The organism is Actinomycetospora aeridis, from assembly GCF_037400275.1.
In the GTDB taxonomy this organism is placed as follows: Bacteria; Actinomycetota; Actinomycetes; order Mycobacteriales; family Pseudonocardiaceae; genus Actinomycetospora; species Actinomycetospora aeridis.
The window spans coordinates 110573-123101 of record NZ_JBBEGL010000004.1; the positions used below are offsets into that span (position 1 = coordinate 110573).

Genomic DNA, 12529 nt, shown 5'->3' on the forward strand with positions numbered 1-12529 from the left:
GGACAACTCCTCCGAGCTCAGTACGCGCCGCGGGCGCTGACGACGGCGGTGACGGTGCGGGCGAGGATCAGCAGGTCGAGGGCGGGCGACCAGTTCTCGACGTAGCGCAGGTCGAGGCGCACGGTGTCCTCCCAGGACAGGTCCGAGCGGCCGCTGACCTGCCAGAGCCCGGTGAGCCCGGGCCGGACGAGCAGGCGCCGGCGGGCGTCCTCGGCGTAGGTGCCGACCTCCTCGGGCAGCGGCGGACGCGGCCCGACGAGCGACATCGAGCCGCCGAGGACGTTGAACAGCTGCGGGAGCTCGTCGAGCGACCAGCGCCGCAGCACCGCGCCGACGGGGGTGACGCGCGGATCGGCGCGCAGCTTGAACAGGGGCCCGGCGCCGTCGTGGTCGCCCTCCGGGCGCACCCGGTCGGCGTCGACGACCATCGAGCGGAACTTGACCATCGCGAACGGGCGGCCGTCGCGGCCGATCCGCACCTGGCGGTAGAACACCGGGCCGCCGTCGCGGCGCACGAGGACCGCGATCCCGGCGAACACCGGGGCCAGCAGCACCAGGGCGCACGCGGCGACCACGCGGTCGGCCACCGCCTTCACCGCGTGCGGGCCCCCGCGGAACGACGGCGGGCGCAGGCGCAGCAGCGGCAGCCCGTCGACCGGGGCGACGTGCAGGCGCGGGCCCGCGATCTCCATGAGGCCCGGGTCGACGACGAGGTCGACGTCGAGGCCCTCGAGGCGCCACGCCAGCTCGTGGAGGCGGCGCGGGGTCCAGCCCGGGGACGGGGCGACGGCGACGACCTCGGCACCGGAGCGGTGGACCTCGGCGGCGACGGCGTCGAGATCGCCGACGATCGGCACGCCGGCGATCTCGCGCCCCGCGCCGGTGGAGGTGCACGCGGCCACCACCTCCCAGCCGTGGGCGGGAACGCGGCGGGTGCGGGCGGCCAGGTCGGCGACCGCGGCGGGCGTGCCGACCGCGAGCACCGTCGCGGTGAGGCGGCCCTGCCGGCGGGCGCGGGCGACGCCGAGGCGCAGGGCGATGCGGCCGAGGGCCGCGCCGACGCCGGTCGCGGGCACGGCGAGCAGGGCCCAGGCGTGCCCGACGGCGTCGGCGCCGGTGGCGGTCAGCACGAGGGCGAGCAGCGCGACGGCGACGGTCGCGACGACGGTGCCGCGGGTCAGGCGGGAGAACTCCGCCCCGCCGGCGCCGATCGCGCGGGGGTCCCAGGCGCGGGCGACGGCGAGGCCGCCGAGCTCGGCGACGACCGTCGCGCCGGCGAGGGTCAGGGTCGTCGGCGTCGGGCCGGTGATCGCCAGGGCACCGCCCGCGACCGCGCCGACCGTCACGACGTCGAGGGCGACCGCCGCGCGGCGCAGCACGCCGCGGTGGCGGTGGCGCGCCGGGCGGTCGGCGACCGCGACCGGCCACCCGCCCGCCGTCGCCGGAGTCGCCGCGACCCGGGCCGACACGGACCGCACGACCTCCGCTTCGCTGCTCATCGACATCCCTCCCTCGCTGCCGGTGGTCGGCGACCCCGGACCTTCTGCTGGGCGCATCGGGCGATCGAGGGAGAGCGCTACAGCCGGTTGTCGTAACGGATCGCGGTCAAACGGCGTGTTCTGCGGCCGATCGGGGTAACAGAGCGGCGACACGCGGACACGATGTGAGGTCGTCGCGTCGTCCGGGCCCGAACCGACGGGCGGTCGCCGAAGACGTGTCGCGAGAACCCCGGATCTTCACCCGATGGGGTCGTCGAGGCCCGGACGACGTCATGAGCGCGGTCGTCACGCAGCGTCGTACCGACCGGTAACCAGCGCGGTGATCGTGACGGGCCGAACACCCGACCGGGTGACCGGCTCCGGGTCCTGGTGGCCGTGATCCGCCCGGGTGCTCCGTCGACCCGACCTCGAGCCCGTCGCCGAATTGTTCGGTGGGTGTTGTCGCGGCACGGACCGCAGGCGTCGCCGTCCTTCGTCTCGACAAGCACGGGCCGACCGACGGAGGGTGCAGGGGTGACGACCACGGACAGCCCTCCGGACGCCGGCGCGCTCGCGCAGCGCGTCGAGGAGTTCCTCGCCGAGCACGACCCGTCGACCACCGACTCCGCCGAGTTCCTCCGCGAACGCTTCGCCGCCGGCCTCGCCTGGGTGCACTACCCGGCCGGCCTGGGCGGGCTGGGCGCGGAGAACGGCCTGCAGACCGCCGTCGACGCCGCCTTCGCCCACGCGGGCGCGCCGGAGAACCGGCCCCGTCTCAACGTCATCGGCCTGGGCATGGCCGCGCCGACGATCCTGCGGTTCGGCGACGACGCCCAGAAGCAGCGCTGGCTGCCGTCGCTGTGGACCGGCGAGGACATCTGGTGCCAGCTCTTCAGCGAGCCCGGCGCCGGGTCGGACCTGGCGGGCGTCGGCACCAGCGCGATGTGGGACGGCGATGCGTGGGTGCTCAACGGGCAGAAGGTGTGGACCTCGATGGCCCACCACGCGCGCTGGGGCATCATCCTCGCCCGCACCGACCCCGAGGCGGTCAAGCACCGCGGCCTGTCCTACTTCGTCGTCGACATGACCGCGCCCGGCGTCGAGGTGCGCGGGCTGCGCCAGATCACCGGCGAGGCGGAGTTCAACGAGGTCTTCCTGACCGACGTCCGGGTCCCCGACGACCAGCGCCTCGGCGAGGTCGGGCAGGGCTGGGCGGTCGCGCAGTACACGCTGATGAACGAGCGCGTCGCGATCGGCGGGGGCACGCTCCCCCGCGAGAGCGGCGCGATCGGCCCGCTCGCGGCCCGCTGGCGCGAGCACCCCGAGGCGCGCACGCCCGGACTGCACGACCGCATGCTGCGACTCTGGGTGCAGACCGAGGCGGCCCGCCTGACCGCCGAGCGCCTCGGCCAGCAGCAGGCCGCCGGGCAGCCGGGCCCCGAGGGCTCCGGCGTGAAGATCACCTACGCCCGCCTCAACCAGGAGTGCTCGAGCCTCGAGCTCGAGCTGCGCGGCGAGGACGGCCTGCGCTACCCCGACTACACCGAGCGCCGCCCCGAGGTCGAGGACTACGGCAGCCGCGACGCGGGCTGGCGCTACCTGCGCTTCCGCGCCAACTCGATCGAGGGCGGCACGACGGAGATCCTGCGCAACGTCGTCGCCGAGCGCGTGCTCGGCCTGCCCGCCGAGGCCCGCGCCGACAAGGACGTCCCGTGGAAGGACCTGCCCCGATGAGCGCCCCCGCCCCCTCCACCCCCGAGACCGGCGACCTCCTCTACTCCGACGTCGAGGACGACCTGCGCGCCAGCGTCCGCGCGCTCGTCGACAAGCAGGCCCCGTGGGACGCGGTGCTGCGGCGCACCGACACCGCCGAAGCGGTGGACACCGACCTCTGGAAGCGGCTCACCCAGGAGATCGGCGTCGCCGGCCTCGCCGTCCCCGAGGAGCGCGGCGGGGCGGGCGCGTCGTGGCGCGAGGTCGCCGTCGTCGCCGAGGAGCTGGGCCGCGCCGTCGCGCCCGTGCCGTTCCTGGGCACCGCCGTGGCCACGGCGCTCCTGCTCGGCACCGGTGAGGAGGAGCTCCTCGCTGCGGTCGCTGCCGGCGAGCGCACCGCCGTGCTGGCCGTCGGCGCCACCCACGGGGCGGGCCGTCCGGTGCCGGTCACGGTCGAGCAGCAGGGCGCCGGGGACCTCCTCGCCGGCACCGTCACCGCGGTGATCGACGCCGTGACGGCCGACGTGCTGCTGGTGCCGGTGGAGGGCGGTCTCGCGGTCGTGGACGCCGACGGGGACGGGGTCACGCGCACGACGTCGGAGTCCCTGGACATGACCCGGCGCCTGACCGACATCACGTTCGACGGGGCGCCGGCACGCCTGGTCGAGGGCGTCGACGGCGCCGTGATCGACGGCGCGCTGCAGGTGGGTGCCGCGATCCTGGCCTCCGAGCAGCTCGGGCTCGCCGAGCGCGTCCTGGCCGACACCGTCGCCTACCTGCGCGACCGCCACCAGTTCGGCCGCCAGCTCGCGTCGTACCAGGCGCTCAAGCACCGTCTGGCCGACCTCTGGGTCGCGATCACCCAGGCCCGCGCGACCGCCCGCTACGCCGCCCGCTGTGCCGCGGACGGCTCGCCGGACCTCCCGGTGGCGGCCGCGGTCGCCCAGGCGCACGGCTCCGAGGTGGCGCTGCTCGCCGCCGAGGACGGGCTGCAGCTCCACGGCGGCATCGGCTTCACCTGGGAGCACCCGGCGCACCTGTTCCTCAAGCGGGCCCGCGCCGACGCCCTGCTGCTCGGCTCGGCCGACCACCACCGGTCGGTGCTGGCCGGCCTCGTGGATCTGCCGGCGTGACGCGTCGTCGGGGGCGGGGCCTACCGTTGAACGGTGGCCTCGCTCCTGACGACGGACGATCTCGACGGTTTGGGCGCCGACGCGATGGCCGCGCGCGACGCGCGCCCGTACGTCCGGGAGCTGATCGCCGCGGTCGACGAGGGTCGGCTGGCCGACGCCGACGACGCCGGCTACGCGCTGAGCCTCGCGGCCGACATCGCCGACGACGCCGGCGACCAGGAGGAGAGCCTGGCGCTCTCGGCCCGCTCGGTCACCGCGGGCGAGGCGACGGGGGACGCCCACTGGCTGCGGGCGATGCACGCCGACCGCCTGCTGCGCCTCGGGCACGACGACGAGGGCATGACCGAGCTGACCGCGCTGCGTCCGCTCCTGCACCGCGAGGCGAGCACGGTGATCCCGATCGTCGACGCGCTCACCGAGAACGGGCGCGGTGAGCTCGCCGAGCAGTGGCTCACCGCCGCCCTGCAGACCGCCGTGGAGCGCGAGGAGCGCCTCGCGGAGGGTTCGGAGGAGCAGCTCGACGCCGCGGACGTGGTGGATGAGCTCCTCGTCCGCCGACGCTTCGTGCGCAGCGATCTCGGGCTCCCGCCCGACGAGTACGACGCGCTGGCCGACGAGATGGACGCCGCGCCGGACCTGGTGTTCCTCCCGGAGGCGGAGCACGCCCGGCTGCTCGGCGCCCGCCCGGACCTCGCCGACGAGTTCGGGGCCGACTGGGACACCCACCGCGCGATCATCGAGGTCGAACTGCAGATCGCCCACGGCCGCGGCGAGGCCCTCCAGGTCGAGGTCGCGAGCCCCGCGGTGGTCACCGCGATGCTCGACGACACCTCCGACGCCGATCCGGTCGGTGTCGCCCTGGCCTGGCCGCCGGGGCGCAACGACCCCTGCTGGTGCGGGTCGCGCACCAAGTACAAGAAGTGCTGCCTGCACCGCGGACGTGCCGGCGACGACGTCGCCGCCCTCGCGCCGAAGCCCGTGGAGCCGCCGCCCCTGCCGCCGGCCGTGTCGCCGGCTGAGCCGGAGACGCGTCCGACGGCGGGACGGGAGCGTGTGATCAAGCGTGGCACCGCCTCGCGGCCGCGGGCGCGCTGACTCCGCACCTCTCACCGTGCGTGCCCGCGCCTCCACGGGCCGTGCCGGTGCTGGTGGGTGCCCCGCGCCGGGCGGCACACTCGGCCCGTGGCCGATCGCAGCACGGTGCGCGGGGTCGTGCGCTGGCTCCTGCGTCGTGATCCCGGGCTGGCCGCGACGCGGCGGGCGCTGCGCGTCGGCCTCGTCGCGACGGTCGTGTTCATGGTCTGCCGCTACGCCTTCGGCAGCCCGACCGCGGCGACGTACGCGGTGTTCGGGGCGATCGGGTTCGGCGTGCTCTCGCAGGTCGTCGGGACGCCGCGGCAGCGCACCCGGACCCTGATCGCCTGCCTCGTCGCCGGCTCGGTCCTGTTGACCGCCGGCGCGCTGCTCGCCGGGAGCACGATCGCGGCGTCGGTCGGGATGCTCGTGGTGGGCGTGGTCGTCGCGTTCCTCGCGGTCGGCGGCCCGCGCTTCGCGGGCGTCGCCAACGGCCTGCAGCTGATCTACATCCTGCCCTCGTTCCCGCCGTTCGCCCCGGAGACGCTGCCCGAGCGGGTGCTCGGCCTCGCGTTCGGGATCGGGCTGCTCACGCTCGCCGACCGCGTGCTGTGGCCGCCCCGGCCGATCGAGACCTACGCCTGCCGGGCGGCCGCGGCGGCACGGGCGCTGGCCGACCTGCTCGACGCCGTCGGCCGCGGCGACGCCGAGGCGCTCCCGGCCCGTCGTCGCGCCGCCGCGCACGCCGCCGACCGGCTCAGACTGCTCGCCACCCCGTGGGAGGAGCGCCCCACCGGCCCGGACCGCGAGGACCGCGGCCTCGCCCACCTCGGGGCCGCGCTGCGCGGGGTCCAGGGGCGCGTGGAGGGGCTGCTGACCGGGAGCACCCGGCACGTTCCCCACGACGCCGAGGAGACCCTCGCCGCCACCGCGACGATCCTGCGCCGGATCGCCGACGCGCTGCGCGGCCGCGGCACGCTGCCCGACGCCGCCGACCTCGACGCCGTCCGCGTCGCCTACACCGAGCGCCGGCTCGACTCGATCGCCGTGCTCACCGACGGGGACCAGACGGTCGCCCACGCGCGGGCCGCGGTCGCCGTCGGCCAGGTGCTCTCGGCCGCGCGGGTGGCCGTGCAGGCGGGCGGGATCGTGGTCGACCCGCCGGACCGACGGGGCCGCCCACCGGCGCCCGGGGACCTGGCGTGGTGGACCACCGCGTCGACCCCGCTGCTGTGGTGGCGGCGCATCGGCGCGCACCTCTCGCTGCGGTCGGTGTACCTGCAGAACGCCGTGCGTCTCGGGCTCGGGCTCGCGCTCGCCCGCCTCGTAGCCGGCGGGCTCGACCTCTCCCACGGGCTGTGGGTGCTGCTCGCGACGCTGACGCTCATGCGGACGTCGGTGACCTCGACGCGCTCGACGCTCCTGCCGGCGATCGCCGGGACCGCGGCGGGGGCGGTGGTCGCGGCGGGGCTGCTCGCGGTGGTGGGGCCGGAGTCGGTCGTCTACGCCGTGCTGTTCCCCGTCCTGTGCGTCGCGGCCGTCGCGGCGGGCCCGCTGCTCGGGATGATCGCCGGGCAGGCGAGCTTCACGCTCCTCGTCGCGGTGCTGTTCGTGCAGCTCACCCCGGCCGGGCCGTCGCTCGCCGGGGTGCGCCTGCTCGACGTCGCCGTGGGGGCGGTCATCGGGATCGGGGTCGGCGCGGCGGTGTGGCCCGCCGGCGGGCACGGCGAGGTCCGCCGCGACGCCGCCCGCTGCCTGCGGGCCACCGCCGACCTCGTCGCCGCCTCGGCCACGTGGCTCACGGGCACCGGCAGCCGCGAGGCCGTGGCCGCCACGCTGAAGCCCGCCGACCACGAGCTCCTGCTGTTCGAGGCGACGTTCCTGCAGTACCGCTCGGAACGCCGCGTCCGCCACGAGGACGACGTCGACTGGTTCGTCGTGCTCGGCGTCGTGCACCGTGCCGTGCGCACGGCACGGTCGTCGCTGGACGACCTGGATCCGGTCGGGCCCGAGCTCCCCGACCGCTGGCCGGATCTCGTGGAGCGCCTGCGCGACGACGCCCGCGAGCTCGCCGAGGGCTACGCCGCCGTCGCGCGGGCGCTCACCGAGCGGCGCGCGCCGGACGCGGTGCTCGGCATCCCCGCGGACTTCCTCGAGCGCGCCCTGCGTGCCCTGGCCGACGCGCCGGACCGGTGCGACCACCCGCGGGAGACGATGCTGCTGGCCGACGCCTGGGGTCGGCTGGGCTGGCTCGCCGACGACCTCGCCGCGCTCGGCGTCGTGCTCGCCCCCGTCTGCGCGACGCCCTCCACGCCGGAACGGGCGGTCCGCCGCCGGCGCCCGCTCCCGGCGTGACGGGCCTCAGCTGCTCGCGTCCTCCTCGCTCCTGGCGGCGCTCTCGTCCTCCTGGTCGAGGCGGGCGCGGCGTTGCTGCTCGCGGGTGCTGTAGGCCGCGGCGCGCACGTCCTCCGGTGCGGTGAGACCCGAGCCGACCGCACCGGCGACGATGCCCATCGACGTCGCCATCGACGCCACCGCGAGGTACGCCGTCGGGCCGACGGGATGGCCGAGGGTCTCGGCCAGCGACGACGGCGGGATGACGACGGCGGCCGCCGACCCCGCGAGGGCCAGCAGGAGCGCGTAGCAGCAGACGACGCCGAGCACAATCGTCGAGGTGGTCGCCGCGTTGTAGAGGTGCACCTCGCGGCGCAGTCGCCGCGAGCGCGGGTGCTCCCACAGCTTGTTGTCCGCGATCAGCCAGGTGCTCATGGCCGCGACCGCGAGGACACCGATGAGCGCCAGGCGCCACGGCCCCGCGGCGTTCGCGAGCCCCCAGATGTTCGAGTAGAAGATCCCGAACGCGGCACCGGCGGCCGCGGCCGCGAGCGCGGTGGACAGGCTCGGGACGAGACGCCACGGCCGGTTGCTGCGCACCATGCCGGCGAGCAGGCGCAGGCGTCCCCGCGTGCCTCGCAGGGCGAGGTGGCTGTCGATGCCCTCGTGCTGCGACGCGACCCGGCAGATCGGCGGGGCGAACAGGCCGCGACGGGCCGGGGTCGCCTCCGGCGAGGACTCCGCCAGGCCGTGCTCGAGCAGGTCGACGACCGCGGCGCGCAGCCGGCGTCGCAGGGCGATCGCCCCGAGCGCCGGGACCGACACGAGACCGACGCCATCGTCGGATCCGAAGTCGGAGACGAGCGGCTCGGTGCCCGCGCGGCGCGGGAGGTCGGTGACGATGACGACGACGTCCCAGCCGTGGCGGCGCTGGCGCTCGCAGCCGGTGCGCAGCATCGGCATGAGCCCCTCGGCGTCGAGACCGACCGGGCCCTCCGCCGTCTCGACCCGCCAGGTGCGTCCCGGCAGGTGGCGGGCGAGGAGGTCGGGGAGGTCGTCGGCGACCTGCTCGGCGAGCTTGGTCGGCAGGCCCGGGTCGGCGAGCAGGCCGACGGTGCGAGTGGGCGTGTGCTGGACGGAGCCCTCCTGGGGTGGAGGCACCGTGGAGGTCATGGGCGGTCTCCTGCGGCATGCGAGGCAGATCGCGGAGGCCGACGGGCGCGTGGCCGCCGTGCCCGATCCGTGGGCACGGTGGGGAGGCCTCGGCCGTCGTCGCGATCTCGGGGTGATGACGTCCCGCCACCATCTCGACGGGCCGAGGGAGCGCGATGCCCGCGCTGTCTCGCCCCGGGCGTGCCCGTGTGGCAGCCCGCTCAATCTCCGGAGGCTTTCAGGAGAACGCTTCGATTCTCGAAGCGTTCTCCTGGGTGTCAGAGGGGGACGTGGGGTCGGCCGCCGGGTCTCGGTGTCTGTTCGGTGTCGACGATCCAGGGCGGGGTGAACCACGGCCTGCCCTCGATCATCTCCATCGTCCAGTGCCGGTGGTGGAGCAGCTGGTGGTGATAGCGGCACAGCAGCACCATGTTCTCCAGCGCGGTGTCACCGCGGTGCCGGTACCACTCGCGCACGTGGTGGGCTTCGCAGCGGCGCGGGCTGCGGTCGCAGCCGGGGAACACGCACCCCCCGTCGCGCAGGTGCAGCGCGCGGCGGATCGCGTCGGTGGCGGTGCGCTGACGACGCCCGACATCCAGCGGCTCGGACTTCGCCCCGAGCATGACCGGGACGATCTCGGCGTCACACGCCCACCGGCGCACGGTGGCGGCGTCCACGGTGACACCGGAGTCCAACGTCCCGAACCCGCCGTTCTGTTCGGCGAGGGCTTCACAGAGCCAACGGTGGTCGATCGTGACCGTCAGCAGCGCCCGCCCCGGTCCCCCGAGCCAGCCACTCTTCGCGGTGCGGGTGGTCCCGGCAGGGCGGCGGGGTTCGGGGATCAACGCCCACGGCTCGTCAGCACCGACCGCGTCGCCCTCAGCCTGGGTGCTAGAGCCCGTGCTGTCGCTCTCGCATGAGTCGCTCTCCCCCGAGTTGCTCTCGCGCGGGTCGTCGGCGCCGGCGGGCTCGCTGTCCTCCGCGGCGGCGTCGGGGGTCGCGTCGGCGGGCGCGGTGTCGGTGTCGGCCTGCCCGTGTTCGGTCTCGGTGGCGAGGCCGTGGGGGCGGCGGGCGTCGCGGACCAGCTCGTGCAACGCCTCCATCTGCCGGCGCGCCAGCGGACGCTGATCCTCCGCACCCGCCGGGGCGGAGAGCACGGCGATGACGTTGATGAACGCCTCGGCGTCCATCGGATCGTGCATCGCACCCTTGAGCGCCAAGGAGCCGTCCTTGCGGCGCACCACCAGCAGCTCGTCGCGGGAGGCTGCGCCGTCGGGTGGGGCGGCGCCGTCGGGGTCGCAGCGGTCGATGATCTGCTTCGCGAGCTTGTCCAGCATGTGCGGCGCCGTCGCCCGCGCGGCTTGGGCCAGCGACGCCTCGATCACCACCAGATCCGGCAACGACGGCGCCGCCGGTCCCGCCAGCCCGGCCAGCTTCCGCGTCGTCTCCCGGATGATCTTCACGTGTCCCGGGTCGATCGACCCCGCCTGCAGCGCGTCGTGAGTGGCCGGCAACCGCGCCGGCAGAGGTTCGCCCGCCATGCTCCGGCGTGGACACAGATCCTGGGCCTCGGCGACCAGCCGTTTCGCCTCCGTCTGGCCGAGGTGGTCCCGATCAGCGATCAACCCGTAGGTCGTGCGGTACCCGGCCCGGGCGGCCATACCGAGCTCGTCGAACTCGGCGATGTCGGCCAGCCGCTGGTAGTACGCCTGCCGGTGGGCGATCACGTGGGCGCGTGAGCGGTCCAGGAGCTCCCGCTCGACACCACCCACCTGTTCGCTCATGTGTTCGAATGTAGCCCCGACCCCCGACAGTGCCGGGGCCGTTCCGGACAACTCCCCCAAGATTCTTTCGGCAAAGTTCGGCGACCGGCACGACCGCAGCCCACGACCCCTGTCGATCATGCCGAACGTGCCGCTCGCGCTCGCCATGCCGGCGCCCCGATTCCGGCGAGTGGCGCCCCTCACCGATCTATCCGACCGAAGGTGCCCTTCGCTCAACAATCGCGCCACGACGAGCCGCCCGGACGGCCCGCGCTCACCCCGCGTCGGCCGCGGCGCTGACCGACTGGGTCGGCAGGCAGAACACCGCGTCGTAGCCCGCGGCCACGTCGACGGGGATGTGGGTCGTCGCGTGCCGGATGCTGGCCGGTCCGGTGGCACCCCGCGCCGCGCGCAGGTCCAGCAGCACCGGCTCGGCGCCGAGTCCGGCGTCCACGACCGCCTGCTCGACGCTGTCCGGCGCGGGCTCCGGCAGCGCGTCGGTGCTCAGCACGATGCCGTGCCGGGCGCCGTCGTCGAGGGCGAGGCCGGTCGTCGACCCGCCGACCGCGGTGATCCCGAGGACGACGTAGTCGTCGCCGAAGGTCTCGGCGAGCAGGGTCCCCGCGGACGGCGCGCTCACCCCCGGCAGGAACGCGAACGGGACGCGCTGGGCGTGCCCGTTGTGCAGGAGCAGGACGACCTTCTCGCCGGAGGCGCGCAGGCGCCGCGCGGACTCGGCCATGTAGACGTCGCGCGACGAGACGACCCGCGCCGGCGGGTCCGGCGCGAACAGCACCCCGAACTCGCGCAGCTGCTCGTCGAGCCGGAGCGCCCCGAGCGCGAGGTGACGGGCGTCCTCGGGAGGACGTCTCAGCGCCTCGACCCCCAGCAGCACGCGGGCCAGCGCCGTCGTCGCGGCGTCCTGCGTCGCGGCGTCCAGCGCCGACCAGCGCCCGGGCGCGAGGCCGTTGTTCGCCGCCGCGTACGCCGCCGTCGCCTCCAGGGCCCGGTCGACGACGTCGGGGACGAGGTCCCGCAGCCGCCGCAGCGCCGGCTCCGGCGACCCGCCCGACCCCGGCAGGTCGAGCCCGGCGAAGCGCACCGTGCTGTCGGCCGACCGGTACTCGCGCAGTCCCTCCAGGAGGGTGCGCATCTCGGGGTGGTCGCCCGCCCGGAACGTGAAGCCGTCGCGGGCGACGTCGTCCCAGGGCGTGCCGCTCCCCCGCACCCACTCGTCGACGAGCGCGCCCTCGGCGAACCCCGACTCGAGCCCCACGACCCCGAACCCCCGCTCGCGGACGAGGTACCGCACGAGCCGGTCGCGCAGCTCACCGAACTCGCGGATGCCGTGGTTGTTCTCGCCGATCGCCACGACGGGCGCGTCGCCCACGAGGCCATCGACGGCGGTGGGGTCGACGGCGGACAGGACGCGCACGGCGTCGGGGAGCGTCACGACGCGCATCCTCCGACCCCGACGGCGCAGCCGTCGAGCGGGTTGACGTCCACCCGGACGTCCAGGTTTCAACCGAACGGGTGGCGTCGTGCACAACCGATAACGCCGCAGGCCTGCGCCGCGACGACCAGGCAACACGTTCCATCGGGGGAACGTCGGGGATCATCGGGGGAACATCATGGCTGTTCAGGCCGCTGTTGGTGCGCTGGGTGTCGGTGTCGGCGCGTGGCTCGTCACGCCGCTCGTGAGCATGGCTCGCCGGGGCACGCGCGACGAGCAGACCGTCGAGGCGTGGCGCGGCGAGGCCGACCGCGCCGCCGCGGTGCGCCGGGCGCACCGCCGCGAGGCGATCGTCGCCAGCATCCCGACCCAGCGCACCGCGGACCAGGCGACGCAGCCGCGCCGCTCGCCCATCGCGAGCTGACCGAG

9 protein-coding genes are annotated in these 12529 nt (G+C 75.6%); 5 read left to right on the forward strand and 4 right to left on the reverse strand.

The features are described from left to right. Positions 1 to 17 precede the first annotated feature (17 nt). Positions 18 to 1499 (reverse strand): sugar transferase, encoded by a 1482-nt coding sequence (locus tag WCD41_RS15430; RefSeq protein ID WP_337714340.1) that lies wholly within the window; start codon positions 1497 to 1499, stop codon positions 18 to 20. Positions 1500 to 2012: 513 nt separating this feature from the next. On the opposite strand from WCD41_RS15430, the gene WCD41_RS15435 reads away from it, so the two are divergent. From WCD41_RS15435 to WCD41_RS15450, 4 genes are all read left to right on the forward strand, one after another. Then, entirely contained in the window at positions 2013 to 3212 is a 1200-nt protein-coding gene (locus WCD41_RS15435) for an acyl-CoA dehydrogenase family protein (RefSeq protein WP_337714341.1), read from the forward strand. Further along, a complete protein-coding gene (locus WCD41_RS15440; RefSeq protein WP_337714342.1) occupies positions 3209 to 4324 on the forward strand; it encodes an acyl-CoA dehydrogenase family protein in 1116 nt (371 codons plus the stop codon). Before WCD41_RS15435 ends, WCD41_RS15440 begins: the two co-directional genes overlap by 4 nt. A 33-nt stretch (positions 4325 to 4357) precedes the next feature. Continuing rightward, positions 4358 to 5419 (forward strand): YecA family protein, encoded by a 1062-nt coding sequence (locus tag WCD41_RS15445; protein ID WP_337714343.1) that lies wholly within the window; start codon positions 4358 to 4360, stop codon positions 5417 to 5419. An 87-nt stretch (positions 5420 to 5506) separates the two neighbouring features. Next, positions 5507 to 7753 carry an FUSC family protein gene (locus WCD41_RS15450; protein WP_337714344.1) on the forward strand — a complete coding sequence of 749 codons (2247 nt, stop codon included), beginning with the start codon at positions 5507 to 5509 and terminating at the stop codon, positions 7751 to 7753. 6 nt (positions 7754 to 7759) lie between these two features. On the opposite strand, the gene WCD41_RS15455 is transcribed toward WCD41_RS15450, so the two are convergent. The 3 genes from WCD41_RS15455 to WCD41_RS15465 form a co-directional block, all read right to left on the reverse strand. Beyond that, positions 7760 to 8905 (reverse strand): hypothetical protein, encoded by a 1146-nt coding sequence (locus WCD41_RS15455; protein ID WP_337714345.1) that lies wholly within the window; start codon positions 8903 to 8905, stop codon positions 7760 to 7762. A 257-nt stretch (positions 8906 to 9162) separates the two neighbouring features. Further along, positions 9163 to 10668: an HNH endonuclease signature motif containing protein gene (locus WCD41_RS15460; RefSeq protein WP_337714346.1), complete on the reverse strand. Its 1506-nt coding sequence runs from the start codon at positions 10666 to 10668 to the stop codon at positions 9163 to 9165. A gap of 253 nt (positions 10669 to 10921) precedes the next feature. Next, on the reverse strand, positions 10922 to 12100 hold the full coding sequence (locus WCD41_RS15465; protein ID WP_337714347.1) for an erythromycin esterase family protein: 1179 nt from the start codon (positions 12098 to 12100) through the stop codon (positions 10922 to 10924). A 178-nt stretch (positions 12101 to 12278) separates the two neighbouring features. On the opposite strand from WCD41_RS15465, the gene WCD41_RS15470 reads away from it, so the two are divergent. Then, positions 12279 to 12524 carry a hypothetical protein gene (locus WCD41_RS15470; RefSeq protein WP_337714348.1) on the forward strand — a complete coding sequence of 82 codons (246 nt, stop codon included), beginning with the start codon at positions 12279 to 12281 and terminating at the stop codon, positions 12522 to 12524. The last annotated feature ends 5 nt before the right edge of the window (positions 12525 to 12529 follow it).